The 26462-nt window shown below is 62.9% G+C and carries 30 protein-coding genes and 2 pseudogenes; 16 read left to right on the forward strand and 16 right to left on the reverse strand.

Annotated elements, in window-relative coordinates:
• Positions 1–4: 4 nt before the first annotated feature.
• The gene (locus CXR25_RS02770; protein ID WP_096147035.1) at positions 5–340 is read right to left on the reverse strand and encodes an ArsR/SmtB family transcription factor; all 336 of its coding nucleotides are present in this window, start codon (positions 338–340) and stop codon (positions 5–7) included.
• Between the two features lie 174 nt (positions 341–514).
• On the opposite strand from CXR25_RS02770, the gene CXR25_RS02775 reads away from it, so the two are divergent.
• Complete coding sequence (locus tag CXR25_RS02775) at positions 515–1591, forward strand: NADH:flavin oxidoreductase/NADH oxidase (RefSeq protein ID WP_125240389.1); 1077 nt, start codon at positions 515–517, stop codon at positions 1589–1591.
• 76 nt (positions 1592–1667) lie between these two features.
• On the opposite strand, the gene crcB is transcribed toward CXR25_RS02775, so the two are convergent.
• From crcB to CXR25_RS02795, 4 genes are all read right to left on the reverse strand, one after another.
• Entirely contained in the window at positions 1668–2045 is a 378-nt protein-coding gene (gene crcB, locus CXR25_RS02780) for a fluoride efflux transporter CrcB (protein WP_125240390.1), read from the reverse strand.
• Positions 2042–2527, reverse strand: a complete 486-nt coding sequence (locus CXR25_RS02785) for a fluoride efflux transporter FluC (RefSeq protein WP_125240391.1) — start codon at positions 2525–2527, stop codon at positions 2042–2044. The genes crcB and CXR25_RS02785 overlap by 4 nt, the downstream gene beginning before the upstream one ends.
• Before the next feature lie 203 nt (positions 2528–2730).
• A complete protein-coding gene (locus CXR25_RS02790) occupies positions 2731–3060 on the reverse strand; it encodes a nuclear transport factor 2 family protein (protein ID WP_096147040.1) in 330 nt (109 codons plus the stop codon).
• Positions 3061–3093: 33 nt separating this feature from the next.
• Positions 3094–3849: an SDR family oxidoreductase gene (locus CXR25_RS02795; protein WP_125240392.1), complete on the reverse strand. Its 756-nt coding sequence runs from the start codon at positions 3847–3849 to the stop codon at positions 3094–3096.
• A 62-nt stretch (positions 3850–3911) separates the two neighbouring features.
• On the opposite strand from CXR25_RS02795, the gene CXR25_RS02800 reads away from it, so the two are divergent.
• Positions 3912–4619 (forward strand): TetR/AcrR family transcriptional regulator, encoded by a 708-nt coding sequence (locus CXR25_RS02800; protein ID WP_009884330.1) that lies wholly within the window; start codon positions 3912–3914, stop codon positions 4617–4619.
• Here CXR25_RS02800 and CXR25_RS02805 read toward each other — a convergent pair.
• Positions 4613–5884, reverse strand: a complete 1272-nt coding sequence (locus CXR25_RS02805; protein ID WP_029417451.1) for an aminotransferase-like domain-containing protein — start codon at positions 5882–5884, stop codon at positions 4613–4615. The two genes, CXR25_RS02800 and CXR25_RS02805, sit on opposite strands and share 7 nt — an antisense overlap.
• A gap of 197 nt (positions 5885–6081) precedes the next feature.
• Between CXR25_RS02805 and CXR25_RS02810 the strand changes: the two genes are divergently transcribed.
• The 7 genes from CXR25_RS02810 to CXR25_RS02840 all read left to right on the forward strand — a co-directional run bounded on the left by CXR25_RS02810 (position 6082) and on the right by CXR25_RS02840 (position 12738).
• Positions 6082–6591: a DinB family protein gene (locus tag CXR25_RS02810; RefSeq protein WP_096178992.1), complete on the forward strand. Its 510-nt coding sequence runs from the start codon at positions 6082–6084 to the stop codon at positions 6589–6591.
• A gap of 106 nt (positions 6592–6697) precedes the next feature.
• A complete protein-coding gene (locus CXR25_RS02815) occupies positions 6698–7984 on the forward strand; it encodes an adenylosuccinate synthase (RefSeq protein WP_125240393.1) in 1287 nt (428 codons plus the stop codon).
• 330 nt (positions 7985–8314) lie between these two features.
• Positions 8315–8593: a hypothetical protein gene (locus CXR25_RS02820; protein WP_009884334.1), complete on the forward strand. Its 279-nt coding sequence runs from the start codon at positions 8315–8317 to the stop codon at positions 8591–8593.
• 228 nt (positions 8594–8821) lie between these two features.
• The gene (locus CXR25_RS02825) at positions 8822–9754 is read left to right on the forward strand and encodes a Bug family tripartite tricarboxylate transporter substrate binding protein (RefSeq protein ID WP_162619310.1); all 933 of its coding nucleotides are present in this window, start codon (positions 8822–8824) and stop codon (positions 9752–9754) included.
• On the forward strand, positions 9751–10299 hold the full coding sequence (locus tag CXR25_RS02830; protein ID WP_009884336.1) for a tripartite tricarboxylate transporter TctB family protein: 549 nt from the start codon (positions 9751–9753) through the stop codon (positions 10297–10299). Before CXR25_RS02825 ends, CXR25_RS02830 begins: the two co-directional genes overlap by 4 nt.
• Entirely contained in the window at positions 10296–11831 is a 1536-nt protein-coding gene (locus CXR25_RS02835) for a tripartite tricarboxylate transporter permease (protein ID WP_009884337.1), read from the forward strand. Before CXR25_RS02830 ends, CXR25_RS02835 begins: the two co-directional genes overlap by 4 nt.
• 64 nt (positions 11832–11895) lie before the next feature.
• Positions 11896–12738, forward strand: coding sequence for an urea carboxylase-associated family protein (locus tag CXR25_RS02840; RefSeq protein WP_009884338.1), 843 nt, complete (start codon positions 11896–11898; stop codon positions 12736–12738).
• 22 nt (positions 12739–12760) lie between these two features.
• On the opposite strand, the gene CXR25_RS02845 is transcribed toward CXR25_RS02840, so the two are convergent.
• Positions 12761–14041 (reverse strand): MFS transporter, encoded by a 1281-nt coding sequence (locus tag CXR25_RS02845; protein WP_241212380.1) that lies wholly within the window; start codon positions 14039–14041, stop codon positions 12761–12763.
• A 48-nt stretch (positions 14042–14089) separates the two neighbouring features.
• Between CXR25_RS02845 and CXR25_RS02850 the strand changes: the two genes are divergently transcribed.
• From CXR25_RS02850 to CXR25_RS02865, 4 genes are all read left to right on the forward strand, one after another.
• Positions 14090–14419 carry an ArsR/SmtB family transcription factor gene (locus tag CXR25_RS02850; protein WP_096158193.1) on the forward strand — a complete coding sequence of 110 codons (330 nt, stop codon included), beginning with the start codon at positions 14090–14092 and terminating at the stop codon, positions 14417–14419.
• A 31-nt stretch (positions 14420–14450) separates the two neighbouring features.
• Positions 14451–15365, forward strand: a complete 915-nt coding sequence (locus CXR25_RS02855; protein ID WP_164513789.1) for an arylamine N-acetyltransferase family protein — start codon at positions 14451–14453, stop codon at positions 15363–15365.
• A 23-nt stretch (positions 15366–15388) separates the two neighbouring features.
• The gene (locus CXR25_RS02860) at positions 15389–16204 is read left to right on the forward strand and encodes a helix-turn-helix transcriptional regulator (RefSeq protein ID WP_096158195.1); all 816 of its coding nucleotides are present in this window, start codon (positions 15389–15391) and stop codon (positions 16202–16204) included.
• A gap of 152 nt (positions 16205–16356) precedes the next feature.
• Positions 16357–16776 (forward strand): VOC family protein, encoded by a 420-nt coding sequence (locus CXR25_RS02865; RefSeq protein ID WP_096158196.1) that lies wholly within the window; start codon positions 16357–16359, stop codon positions 16774–16776.
• 52 nt (positions 16777–16828) lie between these two features.
• Here the strand turns inward: CXR25_RS02865 and CXR25_RS02870 are convergent, their stop codons facing one another.
• On the reverse strand, positions 16829–17998 hold the full coding sequence (locus tag CXR25_RS02870; protein ID WP_164513934.1) for a GAF domain-containing protein: 1170 nt from the start codon (positions 17996–17998) through the stop codon (positions 16829–16831).
• Positions 17999–18111: 113 nt separating this feature from the next.
• Between CXR25_RS02870 and CXR25_RS02875 the strand changes: the two are divergent.
• A pseudogene (locus CXR25_RS02875) lies at positions 18112–19930 on the forward strand (flavin-containing monooxygenase).
• Between the two features lie 206 nt (positions 19931–20136).
• On the opposite strand, the gene CXR25_RS18880 reads toward CXR25_RS02875, so the two are convergent.
• Together CXR25_RS18880 and CXR25_RS02885 are read right to left on the reverse strand one after the other, a co-directional pair.
• Positions 20137–21069 (reverse strand): hypothetical protein, encoded by a 933-nt coding sequence (locus tag CXR25_RS18880; RefSeq protein WP_226830423.1) that lies wholly within the window; start codon positions 21067–21069, stop codon positions 20137–20139.
• A gap of 370 nt (positions 21070–21439) precedes the next feature.
• A complete protein-coding gene (locus CXR25_RS02885; protein WP_009884350.1) occupies positions 21440–21961 on the reverse strand; it encodes a TetR/AcrR family transcriptional regulator in 522 nt (173 codons plus the stop codon).
• 88 nt (positions 21962–22049) lie between these two features.
• Here CXR25_RS02885 and CXR25_RS02890 point away from each other — a divergent pair, with 88 nt between their 5' ends.
• Both CXR25_RS02890 and CXR25_RS19200 read left to right on the forward strand, forming a co-directional pair.
• Positions 22050–23201: an MFS transporter gene (locus CXR25_RS02890; RefSeq protein WP_338027631.1), complete on the forward strand. Its 1152-nt coding sequence runs from the start codon at positions 22050–22052 to the stop codon at positions 23199–23201.
• An 11-nt stretch (positions 23202–23212) separates the two neighbouring features.
• Complete coding sequence (locus CXR25_RS19200) at positions 23213–23794, forward strand: MFS transporter (RefSeq protein WP_338027632.1); 582 nt, start codon at positions 23213–23215, stop codon at positions 23792–23794.
• On the opposite strand, the gene CXR25_RS19290 is transcribed toward CXR25_RS19200, so the two are convergent.
• The 6 genes and pseudogenes from CXR25_RS19290 to CXR25_RS18900 form a co-directional block, all read right to left on the reverse strand.
• On the reverse strand, positions 23704–24051 hold the full coding sequence (locus tag CXR25_RS19290; RefSeq protein WP_241212381.1) for a hypothetical protein: 348 nt from the start codon (positions 24049–24051) through the stop codon (positions 23704–23706). The two genes, CXR25_RS19200 and CXR25_RS19290, sit on opposite strands and share 91 nt — an antisense overlap.
• On the reverse strand, positions 23997–24551 hold the full coding sequence (locus tag CXR25_RS19295; RefSeq protein WP_241212411.1) for a tripartite tricarboxylate transporter permease: 555 nt from the start codon (positions 24549–24551) through the stop codon (positions 23997–23999). Before CXR25_RS19295 ends, CXR25_RS19290 begins: the two co-directional genes overlap by 55 nt.
• Positions 24452–24742, reverse strand: a complete 291-nt coding sequence (locus tag CXR25_RS19300; protein WP_420836563.1) for a tripartite tricarboxylate transporter permease — start codon at positions 24740–24742, stop codon at positions 24452–24454. The genes CXR25_RS19295 and CXR25_RS19300 overlap by 100 nt, the downstream gene beginning before the upstream one ends.
• Before the next feature lie 79 nt (positions 24743–24821).
• Positions 24822–25120, reverse strand: a pseudogene (locus tag CXR25_RS19305) (tripartite tricarboxylate transporter permease); the annotation flags it as partial.
• A gap of 205 nt (positions 25121–25325) precedes the next feature.
• Positions 25326–25913, reverse strand: coding sequence for a tripartite tricarboxylate transporter TctB family protein (locus CXR25_RS02900; protein WP_125240396.1), 588 nt, complete (start codon positions 25911–25913; stop codon positions 25326–25328).
• Positions 25910–26416 carry a tripartite tricarboxylate transporter substrate-binding protein gene (locus CXR25_RS18900; RefSeq protein ID WP_241212383.1) on the reverse strand — a complete coding sequence of 169 codons (507 nt, stop codon included), beginning with the start codon at positions 26414–26416 and terminating at the stop codon, positions 25910–25912. Before CXR25_RS18900 ends, CXR25_RS02900 begins: the two co-directional genes overlap by 4 nt.
• Positions 26417–26462 lie beyond the last annotated feature (46 nt).

Here is a 26462-nt window from a genome sequence, read left to right on the forward strand (position 1 = left end):
GACCTCAGCTCGAGACGACCGCCGCTCCGCCCTCAATGTTCTGGGCGGTGAAGACGGCGTCGAGCAGACCGGGGAAGCGGGCGTCGAGGTCGTCCTTGCGCAGCGAGTTCATGATCGAGGTGCCCTGATACTCCTGGCGGATCACGCCGGCCTCGCGCAGTGTCCTGAAGTGGTAGGTCGACGTTGACTTCGATACCGGCAGCTCGAATGTGGCGCAGGCATGATTGTGGTCTGTGTTGTTCAGGCGGCAGGCGATGTGTCGGCGAATCGGGTCGGCAAGCGCGGCGAGCACGGTATCGAGCCGCATCTCATCCCGTTCGGGGTGTTCAAGGGTTCTCATGTGCCGCCTCCTCGTCTGATCGCCTCGGTGATTGTTGTGTCACATTGCTTCGCTGTCCTTTGATTGTACGTCTTTCCTCGTAGTACGGTAAACGTCGAAGTACGAGGAACCTCGTACTTCATCTTGAGTCCAGCACGTACGACTCGAGCCCACTGCTGACGATCAAAGGACTTTATGTCTCATCTGCTGTTCGAACCCCTCACCCTGCGCGGCCTGACTTTCCGCAATCGTGCCTGGGTGCCGCCGGTGTGCCAGTACTCCGCGGAGAACCTCGACGGCGTCGCTACACCATGGCACTCCGTCCATTACGGATCTCTGGCCAGCGGCGGCGCGGGCGCCATTATCGTCGAAGCCACCGGTGTTACTCCTGAGGCACGGATCTCTCCGCAGGACCTGGGGTTGTGGAACGACGAACAGCGTGATGCTCTGGCCCCGATCGTTGACTTCATGCACTCGCAGAGAGCCGCGGCAGGAATCCAACTCGCCCATGCCGGACGTAAGGCTTCGACCTACCCCGACCTGGGGAACGGAAATGAAGGCAGCCTCCCCGAGAGTGAAGGCGGCTGGGAGACCCTCGCGCCCTCTGCAGTGCCCTTCCCCGGTCTGGACACGCCACGAGAGCTCACCGAGCCAGAGATCGGCGAGACTGTCGCAGCCTTCGCGGCCTCGGCGCGCAGGTCGATGGAGGCTGGCTTCGACTTCGTGGAGATCCACGGCGCCCATGGCTACCTGCTCCACGAGTTCCTGTCCCCACTGTCCAACACCCGCACCGACTCCTACGGTGGAACCCCGGAGAACCGGGCCCGTTTCCTCCTCGAGGTCGTCGATGCCACTCGCGCCGAGGTGGGCGAGGACGTTCCCGTGCTCGTGCGCCTCTCCGCCACGGACTGGACCGACGGTGGGCTGAGCCTCGATGACACGGCACAGCTCTCCGGTTGGCTGAAGGAGCACGGCGTCGACCTCGTCGATGTCTCCACCGGCGGCAATGTCATGGCCAAGATCCCAGTTGGCCCCGGCTACCAGACGAGCTTCGCCGATGGAATTCGCAAACAGGCTGACATCCCCACGGCCGCAGTAGGGCTCATCACCGAGCCATTCCAGGCCGAGCATATCCTCGCAACAGGGCAAGCGGATGTGGTTCTCCTGGGGCGCGAATCCCTGCGTGACCCCAACTTCCCGATTCGCGCTGCCGCCGCACTGCGTCACGAGATCGACTACAAGCCGACGCAGTACCTGCGCGCGTACAAGTAGGTCGATCAGTTAGATGATCGGTTCGAGACTGTGAGCACCGGTGCGGGCGGAGCAGTTGACTCCGCCCGCACCGGCGTCATATCAGCCCGCCGATCCACAGTCCCAATCCTGCCGCTGCGGTCGCCACCGCCAGCGTGCCGAGGCCGCTGAAGAGGCTGAGCGCCCATCGGCGTTCCTGGATGAGGCGGACGGTCTCGAAGCTGGCAGTTGAGAACGTCGTGTACCCGCCGAGGAATCCTGTGCCGATGACCAGCTGCCAGGACTCGGGCACGATTGCCGCGCTGGCCAGACCGGTCAGCAGCCCCAAGACCAGCGAGCCTGAGACGTTGATCGTGATCGTGCCCCACGGGATGGCGCTGCTCACACAGGATCTGATGATCCCGTCGAGCAGCATTCTCGCTACGGCACCGATGCCCCCGGCCAGGGCGAGGGCGATGAAGATCAGCGGCGTCATTTCCCGCCACCGCCTCGGACGTCATCGTCGGTTCGCCGCACCGGCGCGTTGGGGGAGCGGCCCTTCCAGGCGGTCGCTGCGACAATGCCAGCCCAGGTGGCCAAACCGCCGATGAGAACCGTGCCCAGCCCATAGATGATCCCGGCCCCGACATCACCCTCGCCGAGGAGGCTCGCCGTATCCGTGGCCAGTGCACTGTACGTGGTGAATCCGCCCATGAATCCGGTTCCGAGCAGGATCCGCAACCGGCGTCGGCGGCCCGCATCCGGACCCATCCGAGCCAGTGCCTCAAGCAGCAGGCCGAGCAGGAATGCGCCGAGAACGTTGACGGTGAAGATCGCCCACGGGATGCCGTCTGTCGAAGGAAAGTTCAGTGTGATCGCTTCACGGGCCGCAGTGCCGAAGGTGCCGCCGATGAGCGCCAGCCCCAGGTAGGGCAGGCGAAGGTGGACGGGTCTGTTGCCGCTGGGGGCACTGCTCATGGGAACTCCTACCTTCTGGGCATGCTGACGCCGGTCGAGGTAGGGACTGTTGTCGGAGAACCGAGGTTGGGTACGGCGAGCCCCACCGCCGTGACGCGCCAAACGCCGATTTCATTGTGCCACAGAGGCGCGTGCGCTCAGGAGATTGACGAACGGGCCGCCGGATGACTGACATCCGGCGGCCCGTGAGCGGGTGAGATGATTCAGCCCTCGCGGATCGTCATCCGGTTCAGTTTGTCGCCGGCGCTCACGAAGGTGAACGAGGATCGACCGTTCGCATGTGTTGAGCGCCAGTCGCCGATGACGGTGACTTCATTGCCGTCGATCGAGACCTCTTCAGGGGAGAGTACGCCGGTCGCGCCGATGAACTCCTTGTCGCTCCATGCCTTGATGGCGTCGCGGCCGGTGAATTCACGGCCCCAGTCGTCGACGGTGCCGTCGACTGCGAAGGCGTCGAGGAAGCCCTGATCGTCGTGAGCGTTGACGGTGTCGATGAAGCTGGCGATGGGTTCGGGAATCTGCAGATCTGACATGAGTGCTCCTTGCTGGTCGGTTGTCTGCTGGTCTCAGCGAGTGGTGTAGCCGCCGTTGGCGAAGATCGTCTGGCCGGTGATCCACCAGCCCTCGGTGGCGAGGAAACGCACGATCGGCGCGATGTCCTCGATCTTCGTGAGTTGGTTGCCCATGCCCTGCGACTTGTGGAACTCCACCCGTTCGGGTGTTTCCTGGCCATAGAAGAACGGAGTGTCCATCGGCCCCGGGGCAATCGCCGTGACCGAGATTCCGCGATCTCCGTACTCCTTCGCCGCAGCCCTGGTGAAGTGCTCGACAGGGCTCTTGCCGCCGGCGTAGGTCGAATATCCGTCAGTGAATGCCGCGAGCAGTGCCGTGACGATGGTGATGATCTTGCCGTTGTCCGCCAGGTGCTTCCCGGCTTCCTTGATGAAGAAGTACGCGGCCTTGGAGTTGATGTCGAACATTGAGTCGTACTCGTCCTCCGTGGTGTCCGAGATCGGCTTACGCAGCACCTTGCCCGTCGTATTCACTGCGATGTCGATCGTTCCCAGCGCCGAGGTGGCATCGGCAAACAGCTTCTCGACGTTGGCGGGCCGGGTGAGGTCTCCGGTCAGGAGTACGCCTTTGGCCCCGCTCGACTCGACCGCGGCGAGCGTGGCCTCGGCCTCGGCGCGGGAGGACTCGGAGTTGTAGTGGATGGCGATATCGGCACCCGCCTCGGCGGCCTGCCGGGCGATGAGTCCGCCCAGATTCTTGCCGCCGCCGGCGATGAGGATGTGCTTGCCCTGGAGTGATTGATCGGTCATGGCATCTCCGTTATATCGGTGGTACATCTGGCTATATCGACAATACACGATAATATAGCGACATGACAGAAGAAGCTTCGCTCGATACACGGACTCGGCTGCTCAATGCGGCCGCGGACCTCATTGCGGCGACCCCCGGGGAGGACTTCTCGCTGCGGGCGGTCTGCGACGCCGTGGGTGTGAAGATGCCGACTCTGTATCACTTCTTCGGCAACAAGCAGGGGCTCATCGAGGCTGTGATTGAACGTGGCTTCGACATGTATCTGTCGGCGAAGTCAGCCTCCGAATCCAGTGGCGATCCGATCCAGGACCTGCGAATGGGCTGGGATGCGCACGTGTCATTCGGGTTGGAGAACCCGGGCTTCTATACGCTCATGTACGGCAAGGTCAGGCCCGGTTATTCGCCGGAGGCGCAGTCGAAGCCGAGCGAGATCCTTCGTTCGCTGACGCGACGGGCCGAGGAGCAGGGGCGGCTCGTGGTCTGCTATGAACAGGCTGCGGCACACATCCTGGCGACGAACATCGGAGTGACGCTGCGACTGATCATCCAGGGCCGAGCCGATCCGGATCTCTCAGCAGGAGTGCGTGAGGGCGTGCTCGCAGCGATCACCGGAACAGCGCAGGCCAGCGAAAATGGGCAGCGCTTGGGGCACTCTGTGATCGAACGCGCGGCAGCGCACCCGGAAATCCTCGGCACAGCCGAGACCCAGCTGCTCATCCAATGGATCAGCCGCCTCGGCGAGAGTGAGGGGTCAGGGCTGGGTCAGTGACGGGCGTGTGAACGTGCCGACGAGTATTTGTCGACGGCACGGCGCAGACGCTGCAGACCTTCTTCGATGCGCTGCGGTTCCGCCGAGGCGAAGCACAGTCGCAGCGCGTTCGTGAAGTCACCGGTCTGGGAGAACGCGGTCCCGGGAATGTAGGCCACGCCTTCTTCCAGCGCCAGGGGCATGAGGTCCTCGGTGTTGATGGTGTCGTCGTTGAACGTCACCCACAGGAAGAAGCCTCCATCGGGATCAGTCGACCGGATCTCGGGTCCGAAGAGTCGTTCCAGCCCGGACGTCATGGCATTCTTGCGCTCGCCGTAGGAGCTGCGCAGGTGGGCGACGTGGGTCTCGGCGTTGCCGTCGTTGAGCCATTTCGCGACCATGTGCTGGGTGGGCAGGCTCGTGCACGAGTCCATGGTCTGCTTGGCGTTGATGATGAGACCGCGCAACTCGGGATCGATGTCGAGCCAGCCGATGCGCAGGCCGGGGGCGACGAACTTGGAGAAGGTGCGCACGCCGAAGATCAGCGGATCATTGGGGCTGAGCTGGCTGAGTGAGGGGATGTCCTCCCCGGAGAAGCGCAGAGTGCCGTACGGATTGTCCTCGAGGATGACCGAATTGTGGCGGTGCGCGAACTCCAGGAGTTTATGGCGCCGGGCCAGGGACATCGTCACTCCCGCCGGGTTCTGGAACGTCGGGACCGTATAGATCACCGAGGGGGCGCGACCGGCCCGGGCCACAATGTCGTCGAGCGCGTCGACCTGCATGCCCTCATCATCGACGGGCACCTCGGCGATCTCCGCTTCATAGCTCAGTGCTGTGGCCGAGCCGTTCGTGTACGTGGGGGCCTCGCAGAGGACGAGATCGCCGGGGCTGACGAAGAGTTTGAATCCGAGGTCGATTCCCTGCATGCCGCCGGTGGTGATGACCAGGCGCTCACGGTTGCCGAAGTGCTCGGCAGGGATCTGCCCGGTCTCCTGCAGGTAGTTCAGCAGCGCGTCGATGAGGACAGGCTCGCCCTGCGTCTCCCCGTAGGTGAAGCTCTCCGGAGTGAAGACGCTGTTCGCGATTCGAGCGAAATCCTCGGCCGGCAGCATATCGGGGGCGGGTGAGCCCATGCCGAACTTGACGATGTCGTGGTCGTAGGCAGCGAGCATCGCGACGGAGGAATCGATGACAGAGCCGACGAGGCTGTCGGCTCGGCTGGCGAAGGGAAGGGGCGCGCGCGTTGACGCTGAGGATGAAGCTGACTGGCTCGCGATTGACATGACGACCTCCAACGGGGCTGCAAGCCTGACGTCGACGTCACCGGCGATGTTCAGGAGCACTTTGCCCGAACGACGGAACTACTGGTGGTCTCAGCATAAGTACGACGAGCTCGGCGGGGCAAGAGGCGCGGCTGGGCGGGTGAGTCGGCAGGTCAACGGCGGGCCACCTCGGCGAGGGTGAGGCCTATGCTGGGGCCATGGCCGATTCCAAAGAGCGTGACATCAGGACTGCTCCCATCGATGAGCAGCTGCCTGCCTTCGTCGATGAACATCGCGGCAAGCTCCTGGCGTGCCTGGACGGGATGAGTGAGGACGAGGCCCGGCGGTCCCTGGTGCCGAGTCGGACGACTCTGCTGTCCTTGGCCAAGCACGCGATCTTCGTCGAGACCGTGTGGTTCGGCGAGGTCGTGACGGGACGACATCGAACCGACTACGGGATGCCGAATGACTCCAGCGATTCCTTCATCCTCGCTGAGGAGGATACGGTGGCCAGCATCACCGAGGCCTATCGGCAGGCTGCCCAGCGCTCACATCGTGCGGTGGAGGGTATGACTCTCGATACGGTGCTCACCGGGCACCGGTCGGGACCGCTGCCGCTGCGTTGGGTCTACCTTCACATGCTGCGTGAGCTGGCACAGCATTGTGGGCATGCGGAGATCCTGCGTGAACAGGTCGTTGCGCAGCGGACTCAGGGAGCTGGGGCGTAGAACCCGCTGCGGTTCGGTGCAACCTGCTCGCTGCCATGTCATGGTGACCCAGTAGACTATCTGGGTAATGACATCCCCTTTTTTCACTTTGAGGTGAACAACTCTCATGCCAGCAATCGTTGTCGTCGGCGCTCAATGGGGCGACGAAGGTAAAGGTAAAACGACCGATATCCTCGGCACCAGCGTCGACTACGTGGTCAAGCCCAATGGTGGGAACAACGCAGGCCACACGGTTGTCGTCGGCGGTGAGAAGTACGAACTCAAGCTCCTGCCAGCAGGCATCCTCTCCCCGAATGTCACCCCGGTCATCGGCAACGGCGTCGTCGTCAACCTCGAAGCCCTGTTCGAAGAGATCGAGGCTCTGGAATCCCGCGGTGCAGACACCTCGAAACTGCGGATCTCGGCCAATGCCCACCTCGTCGCGCCCTACCACCAGACCCTGGACAAGGTGACCGAACGGTTCCTGGGCAAGCGCGCTATCGGCACCACCGGACGCGGCATCGGACCGGCCTACATGGACAAGATCGGACGCCTTGGCATCCGCGTCCAGGACATCTTCGACGAGTCGATCCTGCGCCAGAAGATCGAAGGATCGCTGCGCCAGAAGAACGAACTCCTCGTCAAGGTCTACAACCGCCGGGCCGTCGACGTCGAAGAGATCGTCGACTACTTCCTGCCCTTCGTCGAACGCCTGCGCCCCTACGTCGCCGAGACCGAGCAGCTGCTCAACGACGCGCTCGACCGTGACGAGGTCATCGTCATGGAAGGCGGCCAGGCCACGATGCTCGACGTCGACCACGGCACCTACCCTTTCGTGACCTCCTCGAACCCGACCGCCGGAGGATCCTGCGTCGGCTCAGGCATTGGACCCACCCGCATCAACCGCGTCGTCGGCATCGTCAAGGCCTACACCACACGTGTGGGTGCCGGACCGTTCCCCACCGAGCTCTTCGACGACATGGGGGAGTACCTGCAGGAGGCCGGCGGTGAGTTCGGAGTCAACACCGGACGCCCGCGCCGCTGTGGTTGGTACGACGCGGTCATCGCCCGCTATGCCGCACGCGTCAACGGGTTCACCGACTATGTGCTGACGAAGCTCGACGTGCTCACCGGCATTGAGAGCATCCCCGTCTGCGTGGCCTACGAGGTCGACGGAGTCCGCCAGGACGAGATGCCGATGTCGCAGACCGACTTCCACCACGCCAAGCCGATCTTCGAGTACTTCGATGGCTGGACCGAGGACATCACCGAGGCTCGCACGTTCGAGGATCTGCCGGAGAACGCGCAGAAGTACGTGCTCGCACTCGAAGAGCGTTCGGGCTGCCGGATGTCGGTCATCGGCGTCGGCCCCGACCGTGAGCAGTCGATCGTGCGGCACGACCTGCTGGACTGAGTTTCTGACGGGCCTCCAACGGCTTTGTCTCATCGGCGGTGATCTTCTTGGCGAAGGTCACCGCCGATGTGCTTTCAATGCTCAAAGTGCTGACGTAGATAGCGAATGACTTCCTCGCTTCGGTGCGAGGCTCGGACCCCAGTGGGTAGTGCCGCGCTGATTCCATTCTTCGGAATCGGATCGGAGACTGGAACCTCGATGACTCCGTTATCCGGAGAGCGTGTTTCGCCAGGAAGTGCGTAGCGCAGAGAATACCGGTGGGGCGTCGAAGGTGGTGACTACACGTTCGACGTCGGTGCCTCGAGCAGGGATCTGCGCACCAGCGCGAAGGTGCAGGTCGACGGGGATGAGGTTCATCTGCCCATCGATCGGTACTCGACGATGGGGGATGCGCTCGCGAACCCCAAGTCGGGACCCGTCCTGCGCGAGCAGTTGGAGAGCCAGTCCGGAGCTGCCGATGAGCTCTCCGGCATCCTGCCCGACGGTGTCCCGATGGAGACTCTGCTCAACTCTCTGCCGCTGGGCCAGATGTCCATGATCGCCGGTGACGCGTTCACTCCGGGCATGCTCGACGACACCATCGAACTGGCGAACTCCGACCAGGAGTGAGGGCCTGCGAATAAGAGCGAGTCTAGAGGACTGAGCACTCAGAAAGCTCATCTCATTTTCGCAAGATCTGTTGAGGGACAGAAGGCGTGACTGGTAGCGTCAAAAACTATGTTCTTCAGCCCGTTCGCGAAGAAGCGAACACCCTTCCCGCCGTTCCTCCGACGGCGACCGCAAAGGCCCCTGGCTGCGCTGATGGTCCTGCCGCTCTTGGTCACGACCACTGCCTGTATGCCGGATATCGACCGCGGTGAGGGATATCCACCTCCACGAGTGACTGCGATTGCTGCTGGTTCGCCTGGCGGCGGTCTCGACCTCACCACTCGCATCACAAAGGACGGACTCGATGCTGCCGGCGTCGACACCTTCATGTCTATCGAGAACATGGGCGGAGGTGGTGGGAACCCCGCGCGAGCCGCTGTCCTGCAACGCGAGAACGACGGCACTTCAGTGGTCTTCGAATCCAATCGCATCTTCCTCTCCAACATCACTGGCACCACTGATATGTCCCTGGACGATTTCACTCCGATCGCCCAGCTCACCACCGACTACGAGGTGTGGCTGGTCAAGTCCGGATCCGAGTTCGACTCCGCAAAGACTGTTCTAGACCGCCTCAAAGACGATCCGGCTGCAGTGAACTTCGGAATTGGCACCGTCCCGAGTGACGACCAGCTCAATGTCCTCCGCCCCGCCAGTCAGTCCGGAGTCAAGGATCTCAACGACCTGAACCTGGTTGCCTTCTCCGATGGAGGCGACCTCAACAACGAACTCCTCGGCGGTCGCATCGACGTCGCCTCGACAGGAATGTCCGAAGCCGTGGAACTGGTCGAAAGCGGTGACGTTGAGATCATCGCTGTGTCTGCACCCAAGACCATGAAAGACGGTGCTGCAAGGGGTGTACCCACTTGGCACGACCTGGGTATGAACATCACCATCAACCATTGGCGCGGAGTCTTCGGCCCCGCGGACATGCCAGATGAGGCCGTTGACTGGTGGCAGGGAGCGCTGAAGGAGAGCGTCGAATCGGATGAGTTCGTCAAACAGTCCGAGGCGTTGGGTATCAACCCAGCTTATGTCCCCGGAGACAAATGGCTCGATACAATCATTCGTCCCGAAGAACAGGAATCCACGGAAGTGCTCAAGAAAGTGGGCCTGGTGAAATGAACTCGAAAGGCGCAGCCACCTCGGCGACACCGACTGAAGTGGGCGATGCTGGAACCACCAAGGCATCGAAGACGGTGGCTACCATCGTCCTCGCAGCCCTCGCGGTGTTCTACCTCGTCAACGCACTTCTATTGCCCAACGCCGAAACCGACGACGGCGTCGGGCCGAAGATGTTCCCCCTCGTCGTCGGCATCGTCCTGCTCTGCACCACGCTGCTGGGCATCGTGTCGATGCTGCGCGGGAAAGCCGACGTTCGCCCGGTCACCGGAAGTGAGCTCCTCCACGTCCTGTGGTGCATCGTCCTGTTTGCTCTGTTCACCGCCTCCATCTTCCTCATCGGGTTCGCCGAGGCGGCCGCGATCTTTTCCGTGCTCACGACGATGACTGTGTTCGGAGTCCGCTTAAGCCTGCGCAAGGCCGTGTGGGTGCTTTTCCTCGGATTGATCATCGGGATGATCCTGTTCCTCATCTTCGACGTTTGGCTGAATGTGCTCCTGCCTGTCGGCTGGCTGGAGTACCTGGTGTTCGGAGGTCTGGGACTGTGAACACCCTCAACGATCTGTTCGGAGCGCTCGGTTCCATCGCAACATCACCAATCCTGCTGCTTGTCATCCTCCTGGGGGTAGTCCTGGGAACCGTAGCCGGTCTGCTCCCCGGAGTCGGTCCTTCCACTTCGATCGCTCTGCTCCTGCCAGTGGCCATCACCTTGCCGGCCGAACTCTCACTGCCGCTGATGGTCTCGCTCTATCTGGGAGCCGAATACGGCGGGCGGATCTCGGCGATTCTGCTGAACATTCCCGGCGATCCGGGTGCGATCATGACGACTCTCGACGGCCACCCGATGGCACTCAAGGGCAAGGCCGCGACAGCCCTGTCGATCTCCGCGCTGGCCTCGTTCCTCGGAAGCATCCTGGCTTTCCTGGGTCTGGCGTTCCTTGCCGGACCGATGTCGCAGCTGGGGCTCGCTTTCGGTCCGGCTGTCTACTTCTCCGTCGTCGTCATGGCGCTCGTTCTCAGTGCGACTCTGGTCGGATCGGCACCGATGCTCGGGCTGACTGCTGTCGCCCTTGGCGTGGCGATGTCCACCATCGGCATCGAGCTCCAATCTGGCCTGCCGCGGTTCACCTTCGGATCGTCCACCCTGTTGGAGGGCATCGAACCGATCGTCGCGATCATCGGTGTCTTCGGTATCGGCGAGATTCTGGCCAGCACGACGATGAGCAAGGACTCCCGTGCCATCTCAAGCCTGACCGGTCGCTTCTTTCCGACCGGTGCCGAGCTCAAGCAGGGCACACTTCCCGGGCTGCGTGGTTCGATCATCGGCTTCATCGCCGGTGTGCTGCCGGGGGCGGGGACAACGATCGCAGCGTTCTTCTCCTACGGTCTCGAGAAACGCCTCGCTCCGGCATCGGCGGGCATGGGCAAGGGCGCTGTCAGAGGATTGGTCGCGCCGGAGGCGGCGAACAACGCGGCGGTCTCCGGCTCCATGGTCCCTCTTCTGACACTGGGCATTCCCGGTTCAGGCACCACTGCGGTCTTGCTCGCCTACCTCATGATGTACGGGCTCAACCCGGGTCCGGGCTTCTTCGAGGCCAATCCTGTTCTTGGCTGGACGATCATTGGCGCACTGCTTGTCAGCGCAATCTTCGGAATGATCATCAACATTGGGGCCTCGCCTCTTCTGGCGAAGATCCTCGCCATCCCGATGCCATTCATGGCGCCGACGATCCTCATGCTCGCCCTCATCTCCTGCTACAGCATCCACAACTCAGTCACCGACGTCTACATTGCACTGGCCTTCGGTGCACTGGGCTACGTCATGCGCCTGGTGGGAATGTCGCCGGCGCTACTGGTCATCGGCATCGTCCTGGGTGAGATGCTCGAACGCAATCTGCAGCAGGCACTCGGCCTGACCGGCGGTGACTTCTGGGCGATGATCTCCCAACCGCTCGTTCTGCTGTTCCTCGGCATCGCAGTGTTGGCTCTGCTGACCGCACTGCCGTGGAAGCAGATGGTGGGTAAGCGGCTGCAAGGGAAGTCGAAGAGCGATGCCGACGACGAGTCGGTGACCCGATAGGCTCGCATCAGTTGAGCATACGGAGAGCTTGACCGACGCCGACGATTCCAGGAAAGGACCGCTCATGTCGCACAATCCGCGATTGACCGAAGCCGCCTACCAAGGCCCTGCGCTCGAGGCGGACCGTGACTACTACGGTCCCATCGGCCAGCAGGTCGAAGACCGTCGCGTAGTCGAGGAGTTCACCATCCCGATCCGTTCAGGTCAGGCCTGGGAGGTGCCAGCCGGCCACGTCTGCCGGATCTCGACCGTCGAGGGACCGCAGGTCGGTGACCTCAACCTGTGGAACCGACATGATCCCAGGGAACGGTTCTGGGCCTCGAGGACCCGTCAGCTGCAGGCCGCGCACGTCTCGACGTTCGACCGACTGTGGTCGACGCTGCCGTTCCTGCGCCCGATGGCGACGATCGTCGGTGACACCCTGGCCGATTACGGCACTGACGCCGAGGGCGGTCGACTTCATGACACCTTGGGTACGCGTTGCGATCCCTACGTCAACACGATGCTCAACGGCGTCGACTTCGACTACCACTGCCACTCGAACCTGGTGCGTGCGATCTTGCCGTACGGTCTGACGGAGTTCGACGTTCACGATGTGCTCAACGTCTTTCAGTGCACCGGCCTGAACGACAACGACGAATACTTCATGAAGACATGCCCGGCGACGCCCGGGGATTACTTCGAGTTCTTCGCCGAGCAGGACCTGCTGGCAGCACTCTCTGCCTGCCCGGGTGGAGATCTCTCCGCTCCGATGTTCGGCGAGGGCAACGAGGACCCGGTCGAGAACTGTCACCCGCTCAAGGTCACGGTCTATGCGCTGCCGGAGAACCTCCTCGGCAATTGGAGCGAACCCGAGTCGCCGAACTACCGCGGCCAGCACGGACTGAAGCCACAGACCTGGGCGTGACCTTCAGCGCTCTGGCAGGATTTTAGGCGCTCTGGGTGTCGGCGAAATGCCGGCCTCCGCCGCTGAACCAGCGCAGGAGTGCCGCGCAGAGAGCGAGAAGGGCCACGAAACCGCCGTACCAGCACGCGGTTGCGAAGAGTCCGATGGCGGGGACGAGGACCCCGGCGATGACGACGGGAAGGCCGAAGGCGAGGTAGCAGACGACGAAGACTGCAGCCATCACCTCGGCGTTGGCCTCCGGCTTCACGACTGCCTGGATGGTCTTCAGCGCACCCGGGAAGGCGGTGCCGAACCCGGTTCCGGTGATGATGACGGCGAGGCAGTACAGTTCGGGCGAAGTGAGAGTCAGAGCCACCAGAGTCAGAGTGCTGCCGACGGCGAGTGAGATCGTGCCGTAGAGGGTGACGGTGCGCGCGGATCGATTGCGCATGAAGAATCCGGCCAGTCCTCCGGCCCCGGCTAGCATCGTGACGATGCGACCGCTGACCAGGTGGGAACTCGAATGGAACTCGCTGGTGATGATGTTGGCACCGAGCGAGAGGTACAGGCCTCCCGTGGCCCAGCCGGCGATGAAGGCCGGCACAGCGAACAAGAACGCCTTGCGGACCTCCCGGGGCAGAGCCGCGCGCGGCAGCAACGATGCCCACGCGCCTCGGCGTCGGGCCGAGGTCTCCGGCAGGATCCAAATGATGCCAGCCAGCAGCAGATACGTTGCTACGAGAGTTCCGAAGACCACTGCGGCTCCGTTGCCGTCGACGAATACAGCGAGAGTCGCTCCCGCGAAGAGTCCGCCGATGGCCAATCCCGCCATTGCCGAGATTGCATTCCACGAAGAGGCCGAGCCCGGTTTGTGCGGCAGTTCCAAATCGACGACCGTGGCCGACAGCGTCGACAGCAGGATTCCGCTGGCGATGCCTTGCACCACTCGGGAAAGAATTAGTGTCGCGGCGCTGTCGGCATGCCAGAACAGAAACATGCTGATGGCGAGTACGACGAACGCCGCGCAGATGACGGGGCGGCGTCCGATGTGGTCGGAGAGGGCACCGGCGGTCAGCAGCGCTGCCAGCAATGCCACGGCATAGGCGGCGAAGACCACCGTGATCATCACCGGGGCGAAGCCGAAATCGGCCTGGATGACGGGGTAGAACGGCGACGGAGCGCTCGCTCCGGCCATCATCGCCGAGGTGGCTATCAGGACCAGGCGCAGACGCCAGCGCTCGCGCGACCACCAGGCATAGGTGGGTGCCAGCTGAACTGCGGAGACAGAAGCCTCCTCCATAGTGTTCGAAACTTTTGGAACCATTCTTGGAGGCTATACGACATTCTCAAACAGTTCAACTATTATCCAACTATGGTTGCCAATGAAAAACTGCCGCACCCGGAGCGCGAGGACATCGAGCTGACCTCAGTGCTCTTCGCCCTCAGCGACGAGGCCAGGCTGGCCCTGGTTCAGCAGCTGCGATCCGGACCGCTGGGCATGGTCGACTGCTCGGCTCTCGGCCCGGATGTGCCGAAGTCAACGCGCTCGCATCAGGTCAAGGTCCTGCGCGAAGCCGGCGTCATCATCAGCGAACTGCACGGCCGGAACCGTCGCCTGACGTTGCGCCGAGACGATATCGATGCTCGTTTCCCGGGCCTGCTGGAGTCCGTGCTGCAGGCGGAGTCTGCGTTGCAGGAGTGAGGCCGACACAGCCCCCAATGGAGGTGGACACATGACTCATGCATCGCTTCTCAGCCGTTATGCGAAACGGCTCGTGCTCAGTGATTCCGTCCCCGAGCTTCGCCGACGCGCGCAGGGATCGTATGCGCAGATTGTCGACCTACTCGACGAAATCCTGGTCGCGCACACGCACGCGATCTGCTTTGAGAATCTCGATGTCACCGCCTTTCGCGCCAGGGGTGACCTCAAGGCCGTCGCGATCGACGTCGACGGAGCCGCGGACAAACTGCTCACCGACGGCCGGGGCGGATACTGCCACGAACATGCCGCACTCATCCGCGGGGTCGTCACCGAATTGGGGCTGAGCGCACATCCGATTCTGGCTCGGGTCCACCTCGGCGATGGGCAGACTGCCCCGGGAGCACTGACTCACCAGGCGACCATCGTCGACCTCGACGGCCGTCGTCTTCTCATCGATCCAGGCTTCGGCGGGGGCACACCGGAAGCCGCGCTCGAACTCTCCGAATCTGCTGCCGCGAGAATGACGCCTCACGGCGAGCACCGATTGGTCCCCGTGAGGACTGCTCTCACGCCGCAGCTGCGGGCTGACAGCGACTGGGTGCTCCAATCACGAACCCGTGATGACCAGGAATTTCGCACCGTCTACGCCTTCAGTGAGGTCCCTCGTCAGCAGATGGATCTCGAGCTGGCGAACTGGTTCACCTCGACGAAGCCCGGGTCACGCTTCACCGGTCCGCCCATTCTCGCCCTGCCGCTTCCCGACGGCGGCCGGGTCACCCTTGAGGGCCGCCGACTGCGCCGGACGATTGGCGGTGCACGACCCGACCGGCAGGAACGCACCCTGGCCGATGCCGCGGAATTCGCCGAGGTGCTTTCGACCGACTTCAGACTCGACCTCGACAGAGATTTCACGGACCTGGTGTGGGGCGCGACCGCCGAGACGTGAGGAACCGGGTCTACACTGCTGTCATGTCCACGGTGACTCGGGATGATCTTCAGCGCAGGCCACACCCGCGCCTGAGGCCCTACGTCGGTGACTATGTCGCCTACGACATCGCCGGCGTTCCCGCGGGGACGCATCTCGGTCTGCCATCGGGCACCCTGACGTTCATAGTCTCCATCGACGAACCGCTGCACCAATACGACGCGGCAACTTCGCGCACCGAGTCGTTCGACGTGCTGCTCGCGGGCCTGCATCTGTCGCCCACGCTCATCAGGCACAACGGCACAATGGCCGGAGTCCAGATCAACTTCACGCCATTCGCGCCGCGGATCCTCTTCGACACCCCTGCCGTTGAACTCGCTCATCGCACGCACGATCTCGCCGAAATCTCACGCCCCATCGCCGCCGAGCTGCACGAACGCGTCAATGAAGCCACGACCTGGTCTGCCCGCTTCGATGCCATCGACGAGGTCCTCGTGCGCGCCGTCCACGAAGGGACCCGGCCCCGGCCCGAGGTGGTGGACTCGTGGAGGCAGATCGCTCGCAGCCACGGCGGACTTCCGGTCTCGCTCATCGCCGACCGGATCGGCTGGAGCCGGCGCCACCTCAATGGAGTGTTCCGGGCAGAGTTCGGCATCGGACCTAAGGAGGCCGCACGAGTCATTCGATTCGATCGGGCGAGGAGGATGATCTCGACGCAGACTCGAACGTTGGCAGATATCGCCGCGACCTGCGGTTACGCCGACCAATCCCATCTCAACCGCGACTTCCGCCTGCTCACCGGGACCAGCCCGACCCTGTGGCTGAGTGAGGATCCCGTGGTGCGGCAGGACCAGGACTGACGTCCACCGGACCAAGGGGGACCACCTCGGCGACCATAGATGTCACCGCACCATGAGTCTCAGCTGTCCCCTCAGTTCCCAAATGTCCAAGCCGCCGAGGTGGCCCGGGGTTCACGATGGTGTGTACCGATACGACGAGGAAAGGGCACATCATGTCACCGACAACCGGAGCCAATATCTGGCCTACATTCCGTTACCGCGATGCGAAGGCGGCGATCGCCTTCCTGCAGAACGCCTTCGGCTTCGAAGTCGTCGCCGAGTACACGAACGCCGATGACCCGCGGCGAGTCGATCACGCCGAACTGCGTTGGCCCGAAGGTGGGGGCGTCATGCTCGGCTCCACTCGCGATGACGGTGGCGTGATGACGAAGACCGGAGTCGCCACCGGCTCGGTCTACATTGCCACGGACCAGGTCGAAGCGCTCTATCATCGTGCGATCGCAGCTGGCGCGACCGAGGTTATGGGGCTGACCGAACAGGACTACGGCTCACGCGATTTCAGCGTCACCGACCCCGAGGGAGTGCTGTGGAGTTTTGGAACGTATCGGGGTGCTGACGACGGTCAGGCGTGATGCCCGAGCACGGCGTCGACCAGATGTAGGACCTGTTGACACTAGGGCGATGTCACCCGAGCTGTGCAACCACACCCTCTGCCCAGCGATAAGGCTGAGTCGCAAGAAGCGCGCCGATCGAGCGGCGGAGGCGGGAGACTTCTGCACGCACCGTGACCAGATGCTCGGCATCGCCGTAGAGCGTGCGACTGAGATCGGCAGCGCTGATTCCAGAAGGCCCCGCAGAGGTGATCGCGGCGAGGATCTGCGCACGCCGTGGCGTGAGCGGAACGGTGAGCGGATCACCGCCGGAGTTGATCTCGAGCACCGCGGGTTGGCTTGTCTGTCGCAGCGTGACCGAGACTTTTGCATCGTCGACAGTGTCTGCTGGTCTCAGCAGCCAGCCGCCGGTGATCTTCTCCGGCAGGCACAGTCCAGCGCCGGGGATGAGGATCGTGCGGTCAGGTGCCGGCACTTCGATCCGATCGCGGCTGCGCACACCCTGCTGATAGGCGACCCATCCATCGTCGTCGACGACCAGCGCAGGACCGTGACTGCCGCTGAGGACTGTCGACATGCGATTGCGCAGGCTGCTCAGCTGCTCCTGCTGGATGAGCGAGAGCCTCGCCTGCGCCAGATGGACGGCAGTTGTGACCAGAGACTGCACGGCAGGATGGAGGGTGAGTGCTGGCCCGCTGATGTCGACGACGCCGAGCAGGCTGCCATCGATGGGATCGTGGATGGGAACCGCACTGCAATACCAGGGATGCTGCGACGTTTCGAAGTGCTCCGCGGAGAACAGCTGGACCGCGGCCTCCTCGGCCAGAGCAGTGCCGATGGCATTCGTGCCCACCCTGGACTCGGACCAGTGGGCGCCCTCGACGAATCCCAGCGAATCCGCCTGACGTCTGGCTGCGGTGGCGCCATCTCGCCACAGGATCACGCCCTCAGCATCGGCGACGACAAGGATGAAGCTGCCTGCATCTGGCATCCTCAGCAACACGGATTTCAGCTCCTCGACGATGAGGCGCAGCTTCGAACGGTGCCTTCGGGATTCCACATCCGCCTCGGCGGCGAAGATTCTGCGATTACTGCCCGCTGGGTCGAGGCCCAAGCGCAGCATTCGATCCCACGAGCGCGCAACGAGCGCTCGCGGCTGCTCCGGCGGCGATGCGCCGGTGATCACGGCATCGTGAATGCGTGTCAGATCTCTGGCGAGATGCGCCAGATCCGGCTGAGGCATATGACGAGTATAGGTGCGGTCGTCGGCACTGACCATGCAACTCGATGCAACTCTTCCGCGGCTGTTCTTGGCGGGATAGCTTGAGGACACACAGCTCAACGAAGAGGAGTGACATGACAACGACAATTGATCGCACGCAGCTCACCGCCGATGACATCGCGACCGAATGGCTCAACGAGTTCGAGTCCGCACTGCGGGCGCGTGACGTCGAAGCCGCAGTGGGACTGTTCGCCACTGCCAGCTACTGGAGGGATCTCGTGTCTTTCACGTGGAACCTCAATACGGTAGAGAACCATGACGGGGTCAGGGACCTGCTGACCGTGAACGCGGACCGGGTCGCACCATCAGATTTCGAGCTCAGCGATCCCGCCACCACCGCCGACGGAGTCACCGAAGCTTGGTTCACCTTCGCCACCTCTGTCGGCCGCGGCAAGGGTCTGGTTCGGCTCATCGACGAGGACGGGGCCAAGGCATGGACCATGCTCACCTCGTTGCAGGAACTGACAGGCTATGAAGAGCCTCGCGGAGACCGACGAGTCAAGGGGGCCGAGCATGGCGTCGATCCTGAGCGGAAGAGCTGGTCGGAGAAACTCGCGGAGGAGGACGCAGCCTGGGGAGACACCGCACAGCCGTACACTCTCGTCGTCGGCGGGGACAGGGCGGCATTGCGCTCGGCGCTCGCCTGCGTCAGATGGGAGTCCCGGCGCTCGTCATCGACCGGTGGGAGAGGCCGGGAGACCAGTGGCGTTCACGGTACAAGTCACTGTGCCTGCACGACCCGGTCTGGTACGACCACCTGCCCTACCTCAAGTTCCCCGACAACTGGCCGGTTTTCGCACCCAAAGACAAGATCGCCGATTGGTTGGAGTTCTACACCAAGGTGATGGAGATTCCGTACTGGTCTTCGACAGCAGCCACCTCGGCGAGGTACGACGAAGAATCGCAGCAGTGGACGGTCGAGGTCGAGCGCAATGGTGAGAAGGTCACTCTGCACCCGACACAGCTCGTCATGGCCACGGGCATGTCCGGCAAGCCGAATGTCCCAACGTTCCGCGGTGCCGATATCTTCAAGGGCGAGCAACAGCACTCTTCGGAACACCGTGGACCAGACGCCTACACCGGTAAGAACGTCGTCGTCATCGGCAGCAACAACTCCGCCTTCGACATCTGCGGAGCGCTCTACGAACACGGTGCCGATGTCACGATGGTGCAGCGCTCGAGCACGCACATCGTTAAAAGCGACTCCCTCATGGAGATCGGGCTCGGCGACCTCTACTCGGAGAAGGCGCTGGCCAACGGCGTGACGACCGAGAAGGCCGACCTCATCTTCGCCTCCTTGCCGTATCGGATCATGCACGAATTCCAGATTCCGCTCTACGACCAGATGAAGGAACGCGACAAGGACTTCTACCAGCGCATGGAAGACGCCGGTTTCGATCTCGACTTCGGCGACGACGAGTCCGGGCTCTTCCTCAAATACCTGCGCCGCGGCTCGGGCTACTACATCGACGTCGGCTCGGCAGAACTCGTCGCCGACGGCAAGGTGAAGCTAGCCAAGGGAGACGTCGATCATCTGACCGAGGGCTCGGTGGTGCTTGCCGATGGGACCGAGCTGCCTGCCGACCTTGTCGTCTACGCCACCGGATACGGCTCGATGAATGGCTGGGTGGCCGATCTCGTGGATCAGGAGACTGCGGACAAGGTGGGCAAATGCTGGGCCTCGGCTCCGATACCACCAAGGACCCTGGCCCGTGGGAGGGTGAGGAGCGGAACATGTGGAAACCCACTCAGCAGGAGAACCTCTGGTTCATGGGCGGCAACCTCCACCAGTCACGGCACTACTCGCTGTACTTGGGGCTCCAGCTCAAGGCGCGCTATGAGGGGTTGGATACCCCGGTGTACGGGTTGCAGGATGTGCACCACCTGAGCTGACCTCGTTGTGTGCCTGCCTAAAGTGGTCGAAATGGGCTGATTCCGATTGTCCGAATCAGCCCATTTCGACCACCTAAGAAGTTCTGCCCTGTCGTGACATTTCAACTCGGGGGCTGAGAGTGCTGCTGATGGCCGAGAGCGCTGCTGATGGCTGGCTCGAGGGGTGAGATCGCGAGCCGTCTCATTTTGGACTGCCTCAATGCGAATCATGTCAAGCCCAGAAGGCGGCGGATCTTGGCCTGGAGCAGGCGATAATCGGTCCGGCGGGTCACCTTGAGCACTGTCCAACCTGCGTCCCTCATCGCTTCATCGCGTTCGATGTCTCGAGCCCACTGGGTTGGAGATGACCTGTGGTGATCGCCTTCGTACTCGAGCGCGAGACGTGCATTCTCGTAGCCGAGATCGGGCTCTATGTCGCCTCTGTCCAGGTCACTGCTGATCTTCGGGTGAACAGTCGGTTCGGGAAGTCCGACGGAGACGATCCACAGGCGCAGGTCGGTCTCAGTCGGGGAATCGACACCGGGCCGGATCAGATCAATCGCATCACGCAGGCGACGACGCGCCCTCAGCCTTTTGCGCTGCCCCACTCGATCAGTCAACGTGTCGACAGTCAGCTGAGGCGGCCCGTGCCACCGGCCGACAGCCGCATCCCCGACTTTCACCAGATCTCGGATCGTCAGGTCAGGCGCGATGGAGATGAAGACGTCGGCGGGAGCCAGTACAGGAAGATCGAGCCACCTTGCAGCGGTGATCTGCGCGGATCGACGAAGTGTGACGTTCGGCAGTCGGACCCGCAACGCCAAATCATCTGTGCACAGGCTGAGGCGGGGATCTGTCCTGAAGTTCGCCGGCATCGGCCAGCCGTAGATGCGGGCCGCTGTCGCATGATCGGCGAGCACCTGATCGAACTTCATTCGGGCCGCTCGTAGGCGTAAGGAGTCCCATTCCCAGCGGTCATCGGCCCACCGTGGTGTGCGGCGGCTCTCGAGAGTCTCCCGGTCCATGCGCACGCCTGGAAGTATGATCGGGCAGCGTTGTGTTCTGAACAGGTAGTGGCGGGTGATCCCCAGAGCCTCTGCCTCACTTGCTGCAAACAAGCGTGGATAGTCGCGCATCTCCCATCTGCTGTCGTTGAACATGATTGCTATCGTGCAGCATTCTCGCCCGGAAGGGGAGTGCTGTTTTATGCCCTGTGGACAGAGAACGGCTGTCCACAGGAATCTGCGCGCAAGTGACTGTCAAGAAGGTGGCCCCTGCTGCCGTAGAAATTGCTCAGCGTGGCCCTTAGGTGGTCAGAATGGACACGTTCTGGGCTGCGGAATCTGACCGTTTCGACCACCTAAGGCGCATGGCCACTTAAGGCGCATGGCCACTTAAGGCGCATGGCCACCTAAGGCGCATGGCTGCGTAAGGCGCATGGCTGCGCGTGGAGGCTCCGCATGTGCGGACGAAGTTCGCCGAGGCTATCCCCTGTCCACGGGGTTCAGGGTTGCTGCACCGGTTTGTTGTCTACAGTCCCAACCGCGCCAGCACGTTCTTGACGTGTTTGAGAGCCTCGTCCTGGGAGAGGCTGAAATTCTGATTGAAGTACATGCCATCGCCGATGAGCTGAACCGTCATCGCCAGATCGGGATCACCGAGATGCTCATTGAGTGCGTCGAACCATGCTTCTCTGGTCTTCCGCAGTGAATCCTTCGCTTCGTCATTCTCCTGCGCCAGGCAGCTCGCCGCGATGAGGCTGCGGTCCAGGGGCGTACCGGTCTCGGCTGATGTCTCGAGATAGTACATGTGCAGGCGGTCACCGGCAGCCTTCATCGATGCAACGTCCTCGTCGACAAGTCGGTCGAGTCGTTCGAGGCTTCCCTTGATCAGCTCCGCCTTCGAACCGTAGTGGTAAAGCAGGCCTCCCTTGGACACGCCGGCCTTCGCCGCGACCGCATCCAGGGTTGCGCCGGAGATGCCCTGCTTGTCGAGGAGGATGTCGAAGGCGTCGAGAAGTCTCTCTTTGGTGTCGGAGGGGTTTCGTGCCATAGCGCTGAGCCTAGTCGAAGCTCGCAGGCCAATCATTGTGTGCGGCTCTTCTTGCTCACTGTACCGTCCAGACGGTACAGTAGATTTCATGTTCACCACACAGGCACCACAAGTGCGCGCCGGCCGGCGCGAATGGGCTGGTCTGGCTGTGCTGATGATCCCTGTTCTGCTCATCTCGATCGACAACACCGTCTTGGGTTTCGCGATACCGGCCATCAGCACCGGCCTCCATCCCACCGGCACCCAGCTCCTCTGGATCGTCGACATCTATGCACTCATGCTCGCGGGACTCCTCGTGGCTATGGGCAGCATCGGCGACCGGGTCGGCCGCCGCAAACTGCTCGTCATCGGCGCTATCGGCTTCGGGCTGGCCTCGTTGCTGGCGGCATTCTCCACCTCGGCGGAGATGCTCATCGCCTCCCGTGCATTGCTGGGAATCTTCGGAGCCACCCTCATGCCCTCGACGCTTTCGCTCATCCGCAACATCTTCCTCAACGCCAAGGACCGCCGAGTCGCTATCGCCACCTGGTCCGCCATGTTCTCAGGCGGCGCCGCACTCGGTCCTATTGTCGGCGGCATCCTGCTCGAGCACTTCCACTGGAGTGCGATCTTCTTCATCAACCTGCCGCTGATCGCGATCTTCATCCCGGCTGCCATCGTGTTGCTGCCGGAATCGCGTGACCCGAACCCGGGTCGAATCGACCCTCTGTCGATCGTGCTGTCCATGCTCATGCTGACCCCGCTCGTCTACGCCATCAAGCACGTCATGGCAGACGGAGCAGACCTGCTGTTCTGGGGCACCATGACTGTGACCGTGCTCGCGGGAACCGGGTTCGTCCTGCGCCAGCTGTATTCCTCGCGCCCGCTGCTCGATGTCAGGCTCTTCACCAACAAGGTCTTCACCTCGGCAGTGGCGTCCAACCTGCTCAGCGTCATGGGTCTGGCCGGGTTCCTCTACTTCGGCACCCAGCTGCTCCAGCTGGTCCTCGGGCTGTCCCCGGTCGAGGCGGCGCTCGTCCTCATCCCCGGCCTCATCGCCGCGATCATCTCCGGGTATGCGGCGGTGCCGATCATGGCGCGCTTGCAGCCGCGCGTGGTCGTTCCCTGCGCGCTTGTGCTCAATGCGTTCGGCCTCGGAATCGTGGCCTTCACTCCCGAGCATTCGGTCGCGGGCATGCTCATCTCCTTCCTCATCCTGGGCATCGGCATAGGTACGGCGAGGTCATCACGAATGATCTGATCCTGTCCGCAGTGCCTGCGCACAAGGCCGGAGCCGCCTCGGCGATCTCTGAGACGGCCTACGAATTCGGATCGGTCATGGGAACTGCTGTCCTCGGCGGACTCTCGACGATGGTCTTCGGCTCCCACCTGCAATCCACGCTGGGCGCCAAGGCGAGTGGGCCAGAGTTCGAGACTCTCGGATCGTCACTCGAGCACGCGGGTGCTCAAGGCGGTCACCTCGGTGACCAGCTCGCCGAGGCGGCTGTGGCGTCCTTCGACCTCGGCGTCCAATGGGCGGCGGGAGCTGCGGTCGTGCTGGTGCTCATCGCTGCGGTCCTCACGTCCTTCGGCCTCAAGGGTGCGGGCCGGTCTCGAGACCTCAGCCGGAAGGTCGGGCCCCGGTGGGGCGGAATGCGAACGTCTCTCCACAGTGAATGCGCCGGTGGCCCGGACCGAAGGGATTCTCCTTCGGTCCGGGCCACCGAACGCGTCTGGCGTCACATCCGCCACGTCGCCTCACATCATGAGCTGACCGATTCGCTGTCGCGCGATGCCGCGTCGACGGTCTTCTTCTGCCGTCTGCGCGCCAGGACACGACCGATGCCCGTGTAGAGCAGCGCACCGATGAGGATGACGTAGAGGACGATCGTGATCGGTGAGGACACGAGGACGGAGACATCGTTGCCCGACGCCAGCAGGGCATCGCGCAGGCTGGACTCGGCCAGCGGGCCGAGGACCATGCCGATCATCAGCGGCGCCAGCGGCACACCGTAGCGTTTGAGCACGAAGCTGATGATGCCGATTCCCAGCAGGATCATGAGCTCGAACTGCGACGCCGAGGTGGCATAGATGCCCAGCCCGCAGAACACGGCGATGCCGCGTAGAGGTAGGGATCCGGGATCTTGAGCAGCTTCGCCCACAGGGGAGCGAAGGGCAGGTTGATGATCAGCAGCACGATCATGGCGATGAAGAAGCTCGCCAGCAGACCCCAGACGAGTTCCGGGGACCGGTCGAAGAGCAGCGGTCCCGGCTGCAGACCGTACTGACGGAATGCGGCGAGCATGATCGCAGCCGTCGCGGAAATCGGCAGCCCCAGTGCCAGCAGGGCGCCCATGGCGATGCCGGTCGTGGCAGAACCTGCCGACTCGGGCCCGGCCAGGCCGCGGATGGCACCCTTGTCGCCGAACTGCGGATCCTTGCGCTTCGAGTCGAGTTTGCGTTCAAGGCCATAGGACATGAACGTCGGCACATCGGCACCGCCGACGGGGATCACGCCGAATGGGAGGCCGATCGCGGTGCCGCGCAGCCACGCGGGCAGCGCCTCACCGAACTCCTTGCGGGAGAGGAAGGGGCGACCCGATGAGTTGATCGTATTGTCGTTGACCTTGCGGCGGATCGGGAGGCGATGAAGAAGACCTCGCCCAGAGCCAGCATCGCCACGGTCACCGTGACCAGTGAAACTCCGTCGAAGAGTTCGGGAACGCCCATTGTGAAACGTTCGGTGCCGGAGACCGAATCGATGCCGATGACCGAGAAGCCGATGCCGAGCACCAGAGCCATGAGGCCTTGAGCACGGAGTCCCGACGACCGAGGAGGTCGCCACGAAGGCGAAGAGGGCGAGTGCGAAGAACTCGGCGGGACCGAAGTTCGTCGAGAAGTCTGCCAGAGCTGGCGCAACGAAGACGACCAGGCAGCAGGAGATGAACCCCCGATGAACGCACCGATCGCGCCGGTGGCCAGAGCCTGCGGCGCTCGCCCGTTGCGGGCCATCTTGTGGCCCTCGAACGTCGAGGCGATCGCCGATGCCTGGCCGGGGTGTTCATGAGGATGGCCATGGTGGAGTCGCCGAAGAGACGCCGAAGTAGACGCCGGCGAACATGATGAACGCGCCGTCGGGTCGAGGGCGAAGGTCATCGGCAGCAGCAGAGCCACGGCCATCGATGAGCCCAGGCCCGGCAGGACGCCGACGGCTGTGCCGAGGAAGCAGCCGACAGGACCCAAGCAGGTTCATCGGCGTCAATGCGTGTGTGAAACCTTCGAAAGGACATGAGAGCGTCCATATCAGAAGCCACCTCCCAGGATTCCCGAAGGAAGATTGAGCCCAGCAGCACCGCGAACGCGATGTAGACCAGAGATGAGAATGTCAGCGCCATAGTGAGGTCGAACAGGGGTCGCTTTGAGCCCATCGACCTGGCACGCACCAGAACAGGAGTGCCGCGGCGAGGATCCACCCGGCGAACTCGAGGATGAGGGCGAAGGCCGCGAATCCTCCGGCGCCCCAGCAGAGACACGAAGTCGCTGTGCGTGCGGTGGCGCGAATCAGCGGCCCGGCCTCGGCGAGTGCCTTGCGATCCTGGGACGGCTCATCCTCTTCGTGCGGGTCGAGACGTGAGGCCGACACCGCGGACGTCACAGGTGTCGAGAACGCCTTCTGCTCCTCCACCTCGGCGGGGAGATCATCATCGACATCGACGGGTTCGGGATTGCGGATATATGCAATCGTCAGCAGGATCGTGAGCACGTAGCCGACGATCATGATGATCATCGGGAAGAACTGCGGCCCCGGCGGATCGGTGTCCTCGGCGATGTCCATCGTGATGATGCCGATGAGCAGGTAGGTCGAGAACCCTGCCATGATGAGGGGGACCAGGAGACCTGATCGACCTGCCACCAGGTCCCGGCGCCGAGGTGGGCCGTCCTGGTTCTCTTCTTCGTTGACGTGAGCGCTCACAGTCCCAACTCCTTCAGCAGCTTCTCGATCCGGGAGGTGTCCTCTTTGATGAATTCTTTGAACTCATCACCGGTCAGCCACACGTCCGTCCATTTGTTGCGGTCGAGGGCATCTGCCCATTCCGCGCTGTCGCGAGTCTGCTTGAGAATGTCGACAAGCTGTGAGGCCTCGTCCTCGGTGATGCCTGGGGCGCCGAGCCAGCCGCGCCAGTTGGTCAGCGTCACCTTGTAGCCCTGTTCGGTCATCGTGGGGACGTCGTCGAAACCGGCGATGCGCTTCGGAGCCAGTCCGGAGCTGCCGATGAGCTCTCCGGCATCCTGCCCGACGGTGTCCCGATGGAGACTCTGCTCAACTCTCTGCCGCTGGGCCAGATGTCCATGATCGCCGGTGACGCGTTCACTCCGGGCATGCTCGACGACACCATCGAACTGGCGAACTCCGACCAGGAGTGAGGGCCTGCGAATAAGAGCGAGTCTAGAGGACTGAGCACTCAGAAAGCTCATCTCATTTTCGCAAGATCTGTTGAGGGACAGAAGGCGTGACTGGTAG

Source organism: Brevibacterium aurantiacum, assembly GCF_003932995.1.
In the GTDB taxonomy this organism is placed as follows: domain Bacteria; phylum Actinomycetota; class Actinomycetes; order Actinomycetales; family Brevibacteriaceae; genus Brevibacterium; species Brevibacterium aurantiacum.